Source organism: Methylobacterium sp. 1030, assembly GCF_040544715.1.
GTDB lineage: Bacteria > Pseudomonadota > Alphaproteobacteria > Rhizobiales > Beijerinckiaceae > Methylobacterium.
On sequence record NZ_JBEPKM010000006.1, the window covers coordinates 108,905 to 125,376 of the forward strand.

At 70.3% G+C, this 16,472-nt stretch carries 13 protein-coding genes; 9 read left to right on the top strand and 4 right to left on the bottom strand.

Going from position 1 to position 16,472, the window contains the following annotated elements; translation table 11 throughout:
- Positions 1-94: 94 nt before the first annotated feature.
- From ABIC30_RS10275 to ABIC30_RS10290, 4 genes are all read left to right on the top strand, one after another.
- Positions 95-691: a NepR family anti-sigma factor gene (locus ABIC30_RS10275; protein ID WP_020092876.1), complete on the top strand. Its 597-nt coding sequence runs from the start codon at positions 95-97 to the stop codon at positions 689-691.
- A 72-nt stretch (positions 692-763) separates the two neighbouring features.
- The gene (locus ABIC30_RS10280) at positions 764-1,693 is read left to right on the top strand and encodes a transglutaminase family protein (protein ID WP_020092877.1); all 930 of its coding nucleotides are present in this window, start codon (positions 764-766) and stop codon (positions 1,691-1,693) included.
- Between the two features lie 75 nt (positions 1,694-1,768).
- Positions 1,769-2,587, top strand: coding sequence for a transglutaminase-like domain-containing protein (locus ABIC30_RS10285; protein WP_020092878.1), 819 nt, complete (start codon positions 1,769-1,771; stop codon positions 2,585-2,587).
- 147 nt (positions 2,588-2,734) lie between these two features.
- Positions 2,735-3,382, top strand: a complete 648-nt coding sequence (locus ABIC30_RS10290) for a L,D-transpeptidase (RefSeq protein WP_020092879.1) — start codon at positions 2,735-2,737, stop codon at positions 3,380-3,382.
- A 113-nt stretch (positions 3,383-3,495) separates the two neighbouring features.
- Here ABIC30_RS10290 and ABIC30_RS10295 read toward each other — a convergent pair whose 3' ends face one another.
- Positions 3,496-3,831: a hypothetical protein gene (locus ABIC30_RS10295; RefSeq protein WP_020092880.1), complete on the bottom strand. Its 336-nt coding sequence runs from the start codon at positions 3,829-3,831 to the stop codon at positions 3,496-3,498.
- Between the two features lie 129 nt (positions 3,832-3,960).
- A complete protein-coding gene (locus ABIC30_RS10300) occupies positions 3,961-4,449 on the bottom strand; it encodes a phasin (protein WP_012322487.1) in 489 nt (162 codons plus the stop codon).
- Positions 4,450-4,708: 259 nt separating this feature from the next.
- Here ABIC30_RS10300 and ABIC30_RS10305 point away from each other — a divergent pair, with 259 nt between their 5' ends.
- From ABIC30_RS10305 to ABIC30_RS10325, 5 genes are all read left to right on the top strand, one after another.
- Entirely contained in the window at positions 4,709-7,303 is a 2,595-nt protein-coding gene (locus tag ABIC30_RS10305) for a sensor histidine kinase (protein ID WP_354454855.1), read from the top strand.
- A gap of 266 nt (positions 7,304-7,569) precedes the next feature.
- The gene (gene acs, locus ABIC30_RS10310; protein ID WP_020092882.1) at positions 7,570-9,516 is read left to right on the top strand and encodes an acetate--CoA ligase; all 1,947 of its coding nucleotides are present in this window, start codon (positions 7,570-7,572) and stop codon (positions 9,514-9,516) included.
- A 135-nt stretch (positions 9,517-9,651) separates the two neighbouring features.
- A complete protein-coding gene (locus ABIC30_RS10315) occupies positions 9,652-10,023 on the top strand; it encodes a DUF485 domain-containing protein (protein ID WP_020092883.1) in 372 nt (123 codons plus the stop codon).
- The gene (locus tag ABIC30_RS10320) at positions 10,020-11,702 is read left to right on the top strand and encodes a cation acetate symporter (protein ID WP_020092884.1); all 1,683 of its coding nucleotides are present in this window, start codon (positions 10,020-10,022) and stop codon (positions 11,700-11,702) included. Before ABIC30_RS10315 ends, ABIC30_RS10320 begins: the two co-directional genes overlap by 4 nt.
- Positions 11,703-11,996: 294 nt before the next feature.
- A complete protein-coding gene (locus tag ABIC30_RS10325) occupies positions 11,997-13,631 on the top strand; it encodes an MFS transporter (RefSeq protein WP_020092885.1) in 1,635 nt (544 codons plus the stop codon).
- 600 nt (positions 13,632-14,231) lie between these two features.
- On the opposite strand, the gene ABIC30_RS10330 is transcribed toward ABIC30_RS10325, so the two are convergent.
- The gene (locus ABIC30_RS10330; RefSeq protein ID WP_020092886.1) at positions 14,232-14,471 is read right to left on the bottom strand and encodes a hypothetical protein; all 240 of its coding nucleotides are present in this window, start codon (positions 14,469-14,471) and stop codon (positions 14,232-14,234) included.
- Between the two features lie 397 nt (positions 14,472-14,868).
- The gene (gene purH, locus ABIC30_RS10335) at positions 14,869-16,467 is read right to left on the bottom strand and encodes a bifunctional phosphoribosylaminoimidazolecarboxamide formyltransferase/IMP cyclohydrolase (RefSeq protein WP_020092887.1); all 1,599 of its coding nucleotides are present in this window, start codon (positions 16,465-16,467) and stop codon (positions 14,869-14,871) included.
- Positions 16,468-16,472 lie beyond the last annotated feature (5 nt).

A 16,472-nucleotide genomic window follows, 5' to 3' on the forward strand; every position in this document is an offset into this window, starting at 1 on the left:
CGAACGCCCGGCGCAACCAGCGGCGGATTGCCGACTTTCCTCCTTCGAGCGCCGCATCCTCGGGCGGCGCGGAAGTCGACTTCGGGGGGAGTCCTTGAAAAAGCACCAGACGAGCGCACCCCTGCCGCTCACCGATACGCTGTCACCGGGTATTCCGCTCGATCAGATCGGTCAGAAACTGGCGTCGTTCTACGATGATCTGGTCACCGAGGGTGTGCCCGAACACCTCGCGGCCCTGGTCCGCCGCGTGCGGCAGAACGAGGGCGACGAGGCCGCCCTGGGCGCGCCGAGCGTCGTGGCGGCCGAGGCCGGTCCGCCGCGTCTCGCGCTCGTCGTGGAGGACGATCCCGAGATCCGCGCGCTCGCCGAGACCCTCTTGGAGGAAACCGAACTCGACGTGGTCGGGTGCGACAGCGCCGAGGCCGCCCTGTCGGTCCTCCAGGCGCGCGGGGGCGACGTCGCCCTCGTCTTCGCCGACGTCCGGCTGGCCGGCGAGATGGACGGCCTCCAGCTCGCCCGCGCGGTAGCGACCCTGTGGCCTCGGGCCCGCCTGGTGATCACCTCGGGCCACGGCATTCCCCGCCCCGAGTTGCCGGCCGAGGCCGTCTTCATCGCCAAGCCGTGGCGCCCCCTCGACGTGCTGGTCGAGGCCGAGCGCGCCGCCGCCGACCCGGCCCCGCCGGTGGTCTGAGGCGTTCCGCGCGGCCGGGCCCGGCCCTTGCATCGCCGGTGACCGCGTCGGCGCGAGCCCGGAGCCTGCGACTTGCCGATCCTCTCCGTCCGCCACCGCACGGTCTACCGGTACCGGCGTCCGGTCGCCTTCGGCGAGCACCGGATCATGTTCCGGCCGCGCGACAGCTACGATCAGCGGCTGATCGCGGCGACCCTCGACATCGCCCCGGAGCCGGCCTCCCTGCGCTGGCTGTTCGACGTGTTCGGCAACTGCGTGGCGGTCGCCACCTTCGACACCCGCGCCGAGACCCTGACCTTCGACTGCGGCATCACCCTCGACCACACCCCGGAGCACGCGCCGGTCTTCCCCCTGGCGCCGCACGCGACCCACTACCCGTTCGGCTACGGGGCGGAGGACATGCCGGACCTCGCCCGCTCCATCGAGCGGCAATGGCCGGACCCGCGGCACGAGGTCGATGCCTGGGCGCGGAGCTTCCTGCCGCCGCAGGGCCGTATCCCGACGCAGGAGCTGCTGGCCGCGATGACGCGCAGCGTGCGGGCGAACTTCACCTACCTCGCCCGCTCCGAGAAGGGCGTGCAGGACCCGCTCACGACCCTGCGCACGAAGCTCGGCTCGTGCCGGGACTTCGCGGTGCTGATGATGGAGGGCGTCCGGGCGCTCGGCATGGCCGCCCGCTTCGTCTCCGGATACCTCTACAACCCGCGCAACGACCGGGCGCGCCACGTCGGCGGCGGCTCCACCCACGCCTGGCTGCAGGTCTACCTGCCGGGCGCCGGCTGGGTCGAGTTCGACCCGACCAACGGCATCGTGGGCAACCGCGACCTGATCCGCGTGGCGGTGACCCGCGATCCGGCCCAGGCCGTGCCGCTGCACGGCTCATTCTTCGGCCTCGCCAGCGACGATCTCGGCATGCGCGTCGACGTCGACGTGGTGGAGCTGCCCGCCGACGGGCCGGCGGCCCGAACCGTGCAGGGGCCGGAGACGTCCCTGGCGCGTTGAGTTCGCGCGCACCCGGACCCGGAACGAGCGTGCGTGGCGACTCCGCGCGGACGGCGACAGAGCAAGGTGGCCCCGATGAAGATCAGGACCGGTTTCGATATCGCTTTCACGCTGTCGCAGCCGACACCGATGATCCTGATGCTGAGCGTCCATCCCTCGCGGATCAACGACGTGCTGACCCCGCACGCGATCGGGTTCGATCCGCCGCTCGAGGCGCGGACGTACCGGGACGGCTTCGACAACATCTGCCACCGCATCGTCGCGCCGCCCGGTCAGCTGACCATCGCGGCCGACTTCACGGTCGAGGATTCGGGCGAGCCCGATCCGGTCGTGCCGGACGCCCGGCAGATCCCGGTCCAGGACCTGCCCGACGACGTCCTGATCTTCCTCCTGGGCTCGCGCTACTGCGACACCGACAAGCTCTCGCAGACCGCGTGGTCCCTGTTCGGCGGCACGCCGGAGGGCTGGGCCCGCGTCCAGGCGATCGTCGACTACACGCACGAGCGGATCCGCTTCGACTATCAGCGCGCCGACGCGACCCGGAGCGCGCACGACGCCTTCATGCAGCGCGAGGGCGTGTGCCGGGACTTCGCGCACCTGGCGATCACCCTGTGCCGGTGCATGAACATCCCGGCGCGCTACGCCACCGGATACCTCGGCGATATCGGCGTGCCAAAGGATCCGGCGCCGATGGACTTCTCCGCGTGGTTCGAGGTCTTCCTCGCGGGCCCAGAGGGGCCGCGCTGGTACACGTTCGACGCCCGCCACAACCGGCCCCGCATCGGCCGCATCGTCATGGCCCGCGGCCGCGACGCCACCGACTGCGCCATCTCGACCAACTTCGGCTACGCCCACCTCGCGCGCTTCGACGTCCACACGGACGAGGCCCCCTGAGCCGCGCACGCGTTCGTGATATCGCGCACCGCACGGCCAAGCCGGCCTGCGTATTCCGCCGGGCAGCAAATTCCGGGCGGAAGTATGGAACTGCCAGCCTATGCTCACGCTTGTAATGGCAAAGGTTATTGCACAGGTAGGCCACTCATGAAGACCACGGTCACCGCACTCGCCGCGCTCCTCGGCGTGTCTGTTCTTGCCGCCACGCCCGTCCTCGCCGCTTCGTCGTACGATCCCTTCGGCACGGATAGTGCCGACGAGTACTACTCCGATCAGGGACAGTACGGTTACCAGGGCTCTTACGCCCCGGGCTACGGCCAGGGCGTGCAAGCCGCGCCGCAGGCGCAGGTCCAGCCGATCCCCCGCGAGATCGTCGCGTTCAACGCGCCCTACGCGCCCGGCACGATCGTGGTCTCCACCGCCGAGCGGCGCCTGTACTACGTGCTCGGCAACGGTGAGGCGATCCGCTACGGCGTCGGCGTCGGCCGTCCGGGCTTCAGCTGGAGCGGCACCAACAAGATCACCGCCAAGCGCGAGTGGCCGTCGTGGACGCCCCCGAAGGCCATGATCGCCCGTCGTCCCGACCTGCCGCGTTACATGGCGGGCGGCATCGAGAACCCCCTCGGCGCCCGGGCCATGTATATCGGCAGCACCGAGTACCGTATCCACGGCTCCAACGAGCCGGACACGATCGGTCAGGCGGTCTCGTCGGGCTGCATCCGGATGACCAACGACGACGTCACCGACCTGTACGAGCGCGTGAAGGTCGGCGCCAAGGTCGTCGTCCTGAACTGAGCGCGCGGCGCGGGATCACCCGCGCCCCTAGCCCGCCTGTGCCGCACGGGCCGCGTCATCCCACCCGGGGGCGCGGCCCGTCGCGTGTGCGGTCGCCTGCGCGGGGCTGCGCCTCAGGGAACGACGCGGCCGACGGCCGTCTGCGGCGGGCTGAACGACGCGATCGGCATGTCGCAGAAGCAGCGCACGCCGAGGGGCCGCGGCCCCGGCAGCGGGCAGGAATACGGCTTCGGGCCGGTGATTCCCTGCTGGACGGCGTCGCAATTGTAGCCGACCGGGGCGCGCTGCGCCCGGCGCGGGACCGGCCGGTAACCGCCGTCGTAGCCCGGATCGTCGTAGTACTGGGCGAAGGCCGCGCTACTCGGAGCGACGGCGGCGAGCGCCAGGGCGGCGACCGCCAGACGGAGAGGTCCACGCAGGCCGGATCGGCCGGAAACAGTGAGGCGCATCCCTGAACCCTTCACTCGGCGCGGACCCAACGCGTCCGCCCGGCGGCTCTCGGCGGCAATACCGGCGAAAACGAGACGGCCCGCCCCCGGATCGGGAGCGGGCCGCGGCCCCGTTCGTCGGTGCGAGCGTCAGTGCGACGCGCGCTCGGCGGCGTCCTGGGCGTTCTGGGCCGTCTGCTTCGCGGCGTCCTGGCCCTGCTCCATGGCCTTGCGGGCCTCGTCGGCACCCTGCTGCATCGCCGACTTGGCGCGCTCGGCGCCCTGCTGCATCGCGCTCTGCGCGAGGCCGCTGAACTCCTTCGCCTGGGCCTGGATGGCGGCGAACTGGCTGCGGACGAACTCGGCCTGGTGCTGCATCGCCTCCTGCATGTCCCTGGAGCGGACGAGCTTCTGGGCGAGGTCGAAGGCCGCGTTCACGTTCTGCTCGGCATACTCGAAGCCGCGCGAGGACGCGTCCAGCGCGTTGGAGCGCGCCAGCTCGGCCGAGCCCTGCACGGTGTCGGCGGTGCGGCGAGCCGCGCCGATGAAGCTGTCGAACGCCTTCCGGGCCTGCTCGACGCTCTTCTCGGCGAAGTCGCGCATCTCGGCCGGAACTTCGTAGTTCGGGGGGTTGCTCATACGTCGTCTCCTCTCTTCATTGGCCTGTGGATGGCGCTTTGTGCGGTGCACAATAACTGATTCGCCGCCATATGCCACCCGCGCTCACGGCGTTAAGGTTGACATAACGTAAACGTGTGACGGTTGCGCCGAGAGTCCAGCGCCGCGGCGCGGGGGAGTTTACAATAGGGCTACGGTCGCGCGCGTTTCTCGGGCAAAGCGGGACCGTTGAGCGTCAGGATCGCGTTAGGGTTCGAGGTCGCGGGCTTTGGAGACGACAGTGACACCGACGGCCGCTGCAGCCCCGCCCGGGCTGGGGACTGCCTTCGCGACCTGGGAGCGCCTGCCCGCGCTGGCGGCCGCGCTGGGCGCGCGCGACGCCGTGCATCTCGTGATCGATCCGTCGGAGGCCCGGATCCTGTCCGCGTCCGAAGCGGCGGCGGGTCTCGCCACGGTTCTGGACGGCCCGGCCCTCGCCGACCTGACCCGGCAGATCGCGACCGCGGTGGCGGGCGACGCCGCGCCCCGCCTCGCGCGCCTGCGCCTCGATGTCCGCCGGATCGCGCCGCCGGTCCTGTGCTGGCTGGCGCGCGGCGCGCAGGACGACGGCCGGCCCGCGATCCTCGTCGTGCCGACCGCGCCAGTGGCGGCTGGCCGCGCGCGTCCGATCCGCCCGCTCGATCCACCGGTCGACGCGCCCGCCGGGCATCCGGTGGCAGCGCGGGCGCTTCCCCAGGAGCCGCAATCGCCTCCGGCGACGCCGCTCCGGCGCGACGACCGCTTCCTCTGGCGCCTCGATGCCGCGGGTGTCCTGACGACCCTCACAGGCCCGGAGGCGCTCGCCGGGCTGGTCGGGCAGCGCTGGCGGGATCTGGCCGAGAGCGGGCGCCTCTCCGGCGCCGACGCCGTGCTGGCGGCCCTGCGCGACCGGCGCACCTTCCGCGGGGAACCGGCGGTCCTCGATGCCGGCACCGGGGCGTTCCGGGTCGACCTGTCCGGAGCCCCGCTCGGGCGGGGCGACGCGGCCTTCTCGGGCTTCGGCGGCTTCGGCCTGATCCGCAGCGCCCCGCCCGGCAGCCCGAGACCAGTCGCGACGCCGGAGCCGATCCCGGGGTCCATGCCCGAGCGCGTTCCCGAGCGCGTTCCCGAGCCCGTGCCCTCCGCGACGCCGGAGCCGGCAAGGTCCGCGGTTATCAAGCCCGCTGCCGTCCCGGCCGGGACCGGCGACGCCGCGATCCCTGTCGCGATTCCTGTCGCGGTCGACGCGGATCCCGTCACCGCGCCACTGTCGAACGACGAGCACGCCGCGTTCCGCGAGATCGCCCGCGCGCTGGGCGCCCGCTACGCCGGTGACGAGGCCGGATCGGGGTCGCCCCGGACCGCGGGAGGGGCGGTGATGCCGTTCCCGGCGCCGCAGGCCGGTCCGGCGGAGACCAGCGCGACCGCCGCGGATCCCGATGTCGAGACCGGGACGGCGGAGGCCGAGCCGGTCGCCGACGCGCCGCCGTCCCCGGAATCCGATCTCCTCGGCGGATTGCCGGTGCCGGTGCTGGTCCATCGCGACGGAGCGATCGTCGCGACGAACCGCGCCTTCCTCGATCTGACCGGCCACCCCGACCTGCCGAGCCTCGCGCGCCTCGGTCTTCCGGGATTGCTGCCCGGCCTCCCCCCGGCGGAGACGGTCGACCCATCCGCGCGCCGGACGACCGTCGCGACGGCCGACGGCGGCGCCCGTCCCGTCGAAATCCGGGCCGGCGCCCTCCCCTGGTCGGGCGCGACCGCGACGTGCCTGGTCGTGCGCCCGGTCGAGGACGCCGACGTCGCCGACGCCCTCACGGCCGAGCGCCTCGCCCGCGCCGCTGAGACCGAGCGGACGGCCAGCGCCGAGGCGACTTTGGACGCGCTGGAGACGGGCGTCGTCACGGTCGACGGGGCCGGGCGCATCGTCGCGCTGAACCGCGCGGCGGCCGGCCTGTTCGGCTGCGATCCGCGCGAGATCGTCGGCAGCAGCTTCGTCACGCTCTTCGACCGGGAGAGCGTCCTGACGGTCGCCGATGCCCTGAGGGGCACCGCCCCGGGGCGGCGGATCGTGCGCATCGACGGCGCTCCGATGTCGTTGACCGTAGCGGCGACGGCGAGCCGGCGCGTGGCCCAGATCGCCCGAGCCGAGGACGAGGCCCTCGCGCGGAGCGCGGAGGGCGGCCCGGAGCCCGCGCCGGGCCGCGCCGATGCCCTCGACCGGCTCGGCTGCGCCGTCCGCGAGCCCGTGTCCGGGATCGTCGACCTGGCCGGCGCGATGCTGAAGGAACCGTTCGGCCCCCTCGGCGACGCGCGCTACCGGGGCTGCCTCGCCGAGATCAAGGCCTCGGGCGAGGCGATGCTGGAGCGCGTCGGGAAACTCCTGGACCTCGCCGCCGTCGAGGCCGGCGCGCTCCACCTGGAGCCGCGCGCCCTCGACCTCAACGACGTCGTGGCGAGCTGTGTCGCCCAGCTCCAGGCGGAGGCGGCGCGGGGGCGCATCGTGATGCGGACGAGCTTCTCGACCGATATCGGCGACCTGGAGGCCGACGAGCGCTCGGTCAGCCGCGCGGCCAGCTTGGTGATCGAGAACGCGATCCGACGCTCCACGGCCGGCAGCCAGATCATCGTGTCCACCGGGTCCGCCGAGCGGGCGGGGATCGCCGTGCGGGTGCGCGAGACCGGCGCCGGCCACGCGCCGCGGGCGGCAGCGCCGCAGGGCGATGTCGAGGACGGGCTGGCGCTGCCGCGGGCGCTCGTGGAGGCCAATGGCGGGCGCCTGCAGCTCTCCGCCCGACCGGAAGACGGCACGCTCGTGGAGATCATCATGCCCGCGCGGCGGGCGGCCAACGGCTAGGGGTGAGCGCCCCCCACCCCCGCGGGGCGGAAACAGAGGGCCGCCGGTGACAGCGGGCTCGGGCGCGCGCGCTTGACAGCGCAGCATCGAAGCCCCAATCAGCCCTTACATTGCGCCCAATCTATTCACGGGAATTGAGCTGCGCAGGAGCGCGCCAAACTGCGATGATATCGTCCTCGTAGATTGGCGGCTACGTTACTTTGGAAGTCCTGGCTGCGCGGCGGAGACCGCGATACGATCGGGCGCCAAAACAGGGATGGGACGCCATGGTAGGCAAGGTGATCGAGGTTCAATCCGCGTGGCGCGAGGGTGCGCACGTGGACGATGCCAAGTACCGGGAGATGTACGCGGCTTCGGTCGCCGATCCCAACGCGTTCTGGGCCGAGCACGGCAAGCGCATCGACTGGATGAAGCCGTTCTCGACGGTGAAGAACACCAGCTTCGAGCCCGGCAAGGTCTCGATCAAGTGGTTCGAGGACGGCAAGACCAACGTCGCCCATAACTGTATCGATCGCCATCTCGAGACCCGCGGCGACCAGACCGCGATCATCTGGGAAGGCGACAACCCCGACGAATCCAAGCACATCACCTACCGCGAGCTGCACGCGCAGGTCTGCCGGATGGCCAACGTCCTGCGCAACCGCGGCGTCGGCAAGGGCGACCGCGTCACGCTCTACATGCCGATGGTCCCGGAGGCCGCCTACGCGATGCTCGCCTGCGCGCGGCTCGGGGCGATCCACGCCATCGTGTTCGGCGGCTTCTCGCCGGATTCCCTCGCCTCGCGCATCCAGGGCTGCGGCTCCAAGGTGGTGATCACCGCCGACGAGGGCCTGCGCGGAGGCCGCAAGGTGCCGCTGAAGGCCAATGTCGACGAGGCGATCAAGCGTCTCGGGACCGACCTCGTCGACCACGTGATCGTCGTGCGCCGCACCGGCGGCAGCGTCGCCATGGAGGCGGGCCGGGACGTCTACTACGACGAGGCCGCCGAGCAGGTGACGGACGAGTGCCCCGCCGTGGCGGTGGAGGCCGAGCACCCGCTCTTCATCCTCTACACCTCCGGCTCGACCGGGCAGCCGAAGGGCGTGGTGCACACCACCGGCGGTTACCTCGTCTACGCGTCGATGACGCACGAGTACGTCTTCGATTACCGCGAAGGCGACGTGTACTGGTGCACCGCCGATGTCGGCTGGGTCACGGGCCACAGCTACATCGTGTACGGGCCGCTCGCGAACGGCGCCACGACGCTGATGTTCGAGGGCATCCCGACCTACCCGTCGACCTCCCGGTTCTGGGAAGTGGTCGACAAGCACAAGGTCAACATCTTCTACACGGCGCCGACCGCGATCCGCTCGCTGATGGGCGGCGGCGAGGGGCCGGTGAAGAAGACCTCGCGGCAATCGCTCCGCGTGCTGGGCTCCGTGGGCGAGCCGATCAACCCGGAAGCCTGGGAGTGGTACTACAACGTCGTCGGCGACCAGCGCTGCTCGATCGTCGACACGTGGTGGCAGACCGAGACCGGCGGCATCCTGATCACCCCGCTGCCGGGTGCCACCGCCCTGAAGCCGGGCTCGGCGACCCGGCCGTTCTTCGGCGTGAAGCCCGAGATGGTCGACGCCGAGGGCAAGGTCCTGGAGGGCGCCTGCGAGGGCAATCTCTGCATCGCCGATTCCTGGCCGGGCCAGATGCGCACGGTCTACGGCGACCATGAGCGCTTCGAGCAGACCTACTTCTCGACCTACCCGGGCAAGTACTTCACCGGCGACGGCGCCCGCCGCGATGCGGACGGCTACTACTGGATCACCGGCCGGGTCGACGACGTCATCAACGTCTCGGGTCACCGGATGGGCACCGCCGAGGTCGAGTCGTCCCTGGTCGCCCACCCGAAGGTGGCCGAGGCCGCGGTGGTGGGCTACCCGCACAACGTGAAGGGCCAGGGCATCTACGCCTACGTGACCCTGAACGACGGCGAGGAGGGCGACGACGCCCTGCGCAAGGAACTCGTGACCTGGGTCCGCAAGGATATCGGGCCGATCGCCTCGCCGGACCTGATCCAGTTCGCGCCCGGCCTGCCCAAGACCCGCTCGGGCAAGATCATGCGCAGGATCCTGCGCAAGATCGCCGAGGACGATTTCAGCTCGCTCGGCGACACCTCGACGCTCGCCGAGCCGGCCGTCGTCGACGACCTGATCGAGAACCGGCAGAACCGGGGCTGATCGCACCCGCGCCGCCCCGGCGGCGCGGGTTCGGACCGGGGCGGGTGCCGGGGCGGCGCCCGCTCCCAACAAGAACCACGAGTCTCAACGCGAAGAACCGGGGGGCCAGAGCAGGCCCTCGCGGGAGGAACACCCATGAGCGGCACGACACTGAACACCCGAGGGCGCGCGGCGCCCCCGGGACCACGCCCACGCGAGACCGCCGCCGATCCGCAGGTCGAGCGGATCGCCCGGACACCCGAGTTCCAGCAGCTCGTTCACGAGCGCACCCGCTTCGCCTGGATCCTGACGATCCTGATGCTGGTCGTCTATTTCGGCTTCATCGGCCTGATCGCCTTCGACAAGTCGCTCCTCGCCGTGAAGGTCGGCGGCACCGCCTCCCTCGGCCTGTTCGCGGGCGTGTTCGTGATCCTGTTCGCCTTCGCGCTCACGGGGGTCTACGTCGCCCGGGCCAACACGCGCTTCGACGCGCTGAGCGAAGCCCTGAAGCGGAGCGTGGCCCGATGAACCGCCTCCTCCTCGGCCTGACGCTCGCCACGATCGTCGCGAGCGCCGCCTACGCGGCCGGCCCGGATCTCGGTGCCGTCGCGCAATCGGCCACGAACTGGCCGGCCATCCTGATGTTCCTGTTCTTCGTGCTGCTGACGCTCGGCATCACCTACCGGGCGGCCAAGGGCACCAAGTCGGCCGCCGACTTCTACGCGGCGGGCGGCGGCATCTCGGCCGGCACCAACTCGCTGGCGATCGCCGGCGACTACATGTCGGCGGCCTCGTTCCTCGGCATCTCCGGCCTCGTCTACACCTCGGGCTTCGACGGGCTGATCTACTCGACGGGCTTCCTGGTCGGCTGGCCGATCGTGCTGTTTCTGATCGCGGAGCGCCTGCGCAACCTCGGCAAGTTCACCTTCGCCGACGTGGCGAGCTTCCGCCTCGACCAGACCGCGATCCGCATCATCTCGGCGGTGGGCACCCTGGTGGTGGTGGCCTTCTACCTGATCGCCCAGATGGTCGGCGCGGGGAAGCTGATTCAGCTCCTGTTCGGCCTGCCCTACCTCTACGCGGTGATCATCGTCGGCGTCCTGATGATCGTCTACGTCGCCTTCGGCGGCATGAAGGCGACCACCTGGGTGCAGGTGATCAAGGCCTGCCTGCTGCTCGGCGGCGCGACCTTCATGGCCGGCGCGGTTCTGTACAAGTACGGCTTCAACCCGGAATCGCTGTTCGCCAACGCCGTTCAGGTCCACCCGAAGGGCGACGCGATCATGGCGCCGGGCGGTCTGGTGTCGAACCCGGTCGAGGCGATCTCGCTCGGCGTCGGCCTGATGTTCGGCACCGCCGGGCTGCCGCACATCCTCATGCGGTTCTTCACGGTCTCGGACGCCCAGGCCGCCCGCAAGTCGGTGTTCTACGCCACCGGCCTGATCGGCTACTTCTATATCCTGACCTTCATCATCGGCTTCGGCGGCATCGCGCTGCTGATGTCGGACCCGGTCTACTTCAAGCTCGGTCCGGCCGGCGCGTTCGACAAGCTGAAGGACATGATCGGCGGCACCAACATGGTGGCGGTGAACCTCGCCAACGCGGTGGGCGGGCCGTACTTCCTCGGCTTCATCTCCGCGGTGGCCTTCGCGACGATCCTCGCGGTCGTCGCCGGGCTCACGCTCGCCGGGGCCTCGGCGATCAGCCACGACCTCTACGCCCAGGTGATCGCCCGCGGGCGCACCACCGAGAAGCACGAGGTCAACCTGTCGAAGATCTCGGCCGTGGTGATCGGGATCGTGGCGATCTACCTCGGCTACGTGTTCGAGAACCAGAACGTCGCCTTCATGGTCGGCCTCGCCTTCGCGGTGGCGGCGAGCTGCAACTTCCCGGTGCTGGCCATGTCGATCCTGTGGCGCGGCACCACCACCTGGGGCGCGCTTGCCGGCGGCCTCGTCGGCCTGCTCGCGGCGGTCATCATGGTGGTGCTGTCGAAGGCCGTGTGGGTGACCACGCTGGGCAATCCCGCCCCGCTCTTCCCCTACGACAACCCGGCGCTGTTCTCGATGCCGCTGGCCTTCGCGACGATCTGGGTCGTCTCCCTCGTGGACAAGTCCCGCCGGGCCCAGCGCGAGCGGGCCGCCTTCGAGGCGCAGTACGTGCGCTCCGAGACCGGCATCGGGGCGGCCGGCGCGCACGCGCACTGACGGCCTTCCGAAGCGTCGAACAGGCGGAGGGCGCGGCGCGAGCCGCGCCCTTCGTCGTTCCGGTGACAACTGCGTACGCGCCCATGTTGATGGGAGTCTTCACGATCGCTTTACCGGTTGACCGCTCCAATCGGTGCGATAACGCATAGGTGATCTGCGCCGTGCGCAGAACCGCCCGGGAATCGGGCCGGTGAGCGGGCGATCCGTGTCGCGGGCCGCCCAAATGCGTCTGGGAGGACCTGTTTCATGGCTGTGGCAACCGCGAGTGCGCGGACAGGGGACGCCGCGAGGCCGATGACGTCGGCCGAGAAGCGGGTGATCTTCGCGTCCTCGCTCGGCACCGTGTTCGAGTGGTACGATTTCTATCTCTACGGCTCGCTGGCGGCGATCATCGGCGCGCAATTCTTCTCGGCCTACCCGCCGGCCACGCGCGACATCTTCGCCCTGCTGGCCTTCGCGGCCGGCTTCATCGTCCGCCCGTTCGGCGCCCTCGTGTTCGGCCGCGTCGGCGACCTCGTCGGCCGCAAGTACACCTTCCTCGTCACGATCCTGATCATGGGTCTGTCGACCTTCATCGTCGGCATCCTGCCCAACGCGGCGACCATCGGCATCGCGGCGCCGATCATCCTGATCGTCCTGCGCCTCGCCCAGGGCCTCGCGCTCGGCGGCGAGTACGGCGGCGCGGCGACCTACGTGGCCGAGCACGCCCCCAACGGCCGGCGCGGCTTCTACACCAGCTGGATCCAGACGACCGCGACCCTGGGCCTGTTCCTGTCGCTGATGGTGATCCTGGCGACCCGGACCATCACCGGCGAGGCCGCCTTCGCCGAGTGGGGCTGGCGCATCCCGTTCCTGGTCTCGGTGCTGCTGCTCGGCATCTCGGTCTGGATCCGCCTCCAGCTCTCCGAATCGCCGGCCTTCCAGAAGATGAAGGAGGAGGGCAAGACCTCCAAGGCGCCGCTCACCGAGGCGTTCGGCCAGTGGCGGAACGCGAAGTTCGCGATCATCGCCCTGTTCGGGCTCGTCGCCGGCCAGGGCGTGGTCTGGTACACGGGCCAGTTCTACGCGCTGTTCTTCCTGCAATCGATCCTGAAGGTCGACGGCTACACGGCCAACCTGCTGATCGCGTGGTCGCTGCTCTTCGGCACCGGCTTCTTCGTGGTCTTCGGCTGGCTGTCCGACAAGATCGGCCGCAAGGTCATCATCCTGGCGGGCTGCGCGATCGCGGCGGCGACGTTCTTCCCGATCTTCAAGGGGATCACCTCGACGGCCAACCCGAAGCTCGAGGCGGCGATCGAGAACGTGAAGGTGACGGTGACGGCCGATCCGGCCGCCTGCGGAACCTTGTTCAACCCGGTCGGGACCCGGGTGTTCACCCAGCCCTGCGACCTCGCCCGCGACTTCCTGTCGAAGTCGTCGGTCCGCTACTCGACCGCCCCCGGCGCGGCCGGCCAGCCCACCACGATCCGGGTCAACGACACCGAGATCCCGTACCCGCAGGGCGGCAACGTCGAGGCCAACAAGGCCACGACCGCCGCGCTGCAGGCCGCGGGCTACCCGAAGGCCGGCGACCCCGAGATCGTCAAGATGTCGAACCCGTTCGACATCTTCCGGCCGCAGGTCGCGCAGGTGATCGGCCTGCTGTTCATCCTCGTGCTCTTCGTCACGATGGTCTACGGCCCGATCGCCGCCATGCTGGTGGAGCTGTTTCCGACCCGGATCCGCTACACCTCGATGTCGCTGCCCTACCATATCGGCAACGGCTGGTTCGGCGGCCTCCTGCCGGCGACCGCCTTCGCCATGGTGGCCCAGACCGGCGACATCTATTTCGGCCTCTGGTACCCGATCGTCATCGCGGTTGCGACAGTGATCATCGGCGTGTTCTTCGTGCCGGAGACCAAGGATCGCGACATCTTCGCCGACACCTGATCGGCGCGAGCCGGTCGGACCGAGGTCCGGCGCGTGTCACAGACGCCCAGGCAGCTCACGCTGCCTGGGCGTTCTCGTTCGTACGGCACGACGCGGCCGTCCCCCTTGTGTCGAGCCTGCAACGCGGCGGCGAAATAGCGACCCGTGCGGTTCCTCACGGATTGCGTTTCGTCTGATCCTATACGGATGTGTCAAGTATCGAGGCCCGGCGGAAACAGGCCTCCACCGACCGGATCCGGAGCGTCAATTGTCCTGGTTCAAACTTTTGATGTTGCGAGAGGCGACTTATTGCAACTGCAAGTAATTTGACCGGCGACCCTGAGCTCATCGAAGGCGCGCCCGTCACCCGAGCCTGGACAAGATTTAACCTGCCGACAATCGGCCCGGTGGAACCCGATGCGGTACGAGCCCGTATCGGCTTTCCCTCCGCACCGGGCCCCTGGGATATCGAACGTGAACACCGTCCTGACACTTCTGCGCAGTCAGCCCGGCACGAAGCCACCGCTTCTCCTTGTGATTACCTGGTCCCTCGTCGCTGCTGGGCTCTGGATCCTGATCAACGGGTACGCCGGACGGCTGGTCTGGTGGTGGTGATGCGCCTCACCGCCCCCGATCGCTCTCGGGGTACCCGGTGAGATAGGCGCCGAGGAGATACCCTGCCTGATGCGCGGTTAGATATCCCAACACGATCAGGACGCGCAGCAGGTCGATCCCGTAGACCGACACGAAGATCGTCGTGGCGGTGAACAGGATCACCGACGAGGTCAGGGCGAGGATGATCACCGAGTAGGATCGGCCGAGAAGCCATCCCACGAGAAACAACAGCGCTGCGACCACCATCTCGTCACTCGACCCGGAGCTGTTCCAGGAAGTTCTCCACGCGAGCTTCCGGCGCATTTCTCCGCGATGATGGCGTGCGGCCGAGAAAATTTCAACCCGCGGCGCAGACACCGCGCCTATTCGACAAATTTGGAATATTACACCCGTAATGTTTCACCAAAGATAGTTTTCCCGGACGCCGACCATTCATTACCGAGCTTGGTCGAGCACCGCGTCTGTTCACGGCAATGCTGGGCGGAAGCGCCCGCTCGGCAAACAATCGACCCGGCCGCTCCGATCGCGGCGTATCGTTAACGCGGCGCGGCGGCGCGACCGCGGGCGTTCCGGGGCGTCCGGACCGGTGCGGCCGCCCCCGAGGTGGCGCGCCGTCCCGGAGGGCGGGCGACGGCCCGCCGGCTCAGTGCCGGAAGTGGCGGTGTCCCGTCAGGACCATGGCGAGACCGGCCTCGTCGGCCGCCGCGACCACGTCCGCGTCGCGCATCGAGCCGCCGGGCTGGATCACCGCGGTGGCGCCCGCCTCGGCGGCCGCCATGAGGCCGTCCGCGAACGGGAAGAACGCGTCCGACGCCACCACCGAGCCGACAGCGAGGCTCTCGGCCAGCCCGAGACGCTTCGCCCCCTCGGCGGCCTTCCAGGCAGCGATGCGCGAGGAATCGACCCGGGACATCTGGCCCGCGCCGATGCCGACCGTGGCGCCGGCCTTCGCGTACACGATGGCGTTCGACTTCACGTGCTTGGCCACCCGGTAGGCGAACCGGAGATCGGCCAGCTCGGCCTCGGTCGGCGCGCGCTTGGTCACGACCGTGAGCGGCATGTCGTCGACGACCGCCGCGTCCCGGCTCTGGACCAGCAGCCCGCCCGCGAGGGTCCGCACGGTCTCCCCGCCGGCCCGCGGGTCGGGCACGCCGCCGGCCAGCAGCAGGCGCAAGTTCTTCTTGCCGGCCACGATGGCCGCCGCCTCGGGCGTTGCGTCGGGGGCGATGATCACCTCCGTGAAGATCTCGACGATCCGGCGGGCCGCCTCGGCGTCGAGGGTCCGGTTCAGGGCGACGATGCCGCCGAACGCGGAGGTCGGGTCGCAGCTCAGGGCCCGCTCGTAGGCCTCGAGCAGGCTCGCCCCCTCGGCGACGCCGCAGGGGTTGGCGTGCTTGATGATGGCCACGGCGGCGGTCCGGGCCGGGTCGAACTCGGCCACGCACTCGTAGGCAGCGTCCGTGTCGTTGAAGTTGTTGTAGGACAGCTCCTTGCCCTGGAGCTGGCGGGCGGTGGCCACGCCCGCCCGGACCTTACCGGGGGCGCGGTAGAAGGCGGCCGACTGGTGGGGGTTCTCGCCGTAGCGCAGTTCCTGGCCCAGGGAACCGCCGAAGGCCCGGAAGCGGGCCGGCGCCTCGGCGCCGAAGCGGCCCGCCATCCAGTTGGCGATGGCGGCATCGTAGGAGGCGGTGCGGGCGAAGGCCTTCTGCGCCAAGCTCCGGCGCAGATCCGCGCCGAGTGCGCCGTCCTGCGCCTCGAGGGCGGCGAGGACGCCGGCATAGTCCGACACGTCGGTGACGACGGCGACGTCCGCGTGGTTCTTGGCCGCCGCGCGGATCATGGCCGGGCCGCCGATATCGATGTTCTCGATGCAGTCGGCGTCGGACCGGTCGGCCGCGATGGTCGCCTCGAACGGGTAGAGGTTGACCACGAGGAGATCGATGGCGCCGATGCCGTGGGCGGCGAGCGCGGCCTGGTGCTCCGGGTTGTCGCGGATGGCGAGCAGGCCGCCGTGGACCGCCGGGTGCAGCGTCTTGACCCGGCCGTCCATCATCTCCGGGAACCCCGTCAGGTCGGCGACCTCGGTGACCGGCAGGCCGGCCTCCTGCAGGGTCCGGTGGGTGCCCCCGGTCGAGACCAGCGCGATGCCGCGGGCGTGGAGCGCCCGGGCGAAGTCGACGAGGCCGGTCTTGTCCGAGACCGAGAGGAGCGCGCGGGAGACCCGCACCTGATCGTGCGCCATAGCTT

What these genes read in the sequence shown, in the direction of transcription:
- ABIC30_RS10285 (WP_020092878.1), top strand. Translation starts at nt 1,769, where the DNA reads ATGAAGATCAGGACCGGTTTCGATATCGCTTTCACGCTGTCGCAGCCG.
- ABIC30_RS10290 (WP_020092879.1), top strand. Translation starts at nt 2,735, where the DNA reads ATGAAGACCACGGTCACCGCACTCGCCGCGCTCCTCGGCGTGTCTGTT.
- ABIC30_RS10295 (WP_020092880.1), bottom strand. Translation starts at nt 3,831, where the DNA reads ATGCGCCTCACTGTTTCCGGCCGATCCGGCCTGCGTGGACCTCTCCGT.
- ABIC30_RS10300 (WP_012322487.1), bottom strand. Translation starts at nt 4,449, where the DNA reads ATGAGCAACCCCCCGAACTACGAAGTTCCGGCCGAGATGCGCGACTTC.
- acs (WP_020092882.1), top strand. Translation starts at nt 7,570, where the DNA reads ATGGTAGGCAAGGTGATCGAGGTTCAATCCGCGTGGCGCGAGGGTGCG.
- ABIC30_RS10315 (WP_020092883.1), top strand. Translation starts at nt 9,652, where the DNA reads ATGAGCGGCACGACACTGAACACCCGAGGGCGCGCGGCGCCCCCGGGA.
- ABIC30_RS10320 (WP_020092884.1), top strand. Translation starts at nt 10,020, where the DNA reads ATGAACCGCCTCCTCCTCGGCCTGACGCTCGCCACGATCGTCGCGAGC.
- ABIC30_RS10325 (WP_020092885.1), top strand. Translation starts at nt 11,997, where the DNA reads ATGACGTCGGCCGAGAAGCGGGTGATCTTCGCGTCCTCGCTCGGCACC.
- ABIC30_RS10330 (WP_020092886.1), bottom strand. Translation starts at nt 14,471, where the DNA reads ATGGTGGTCGCAGCGCTGTTGTTTCTCGTGGGATGGCTTCTCGGCCGA.
- purH (WP_020092887.1), bottom strand. Translation starts at nt 16,467, where the DNA reads ATGGCGCACGATCAGGTGCGGGTCTCCCGCGCGCTCCTCTCGGTCTCG.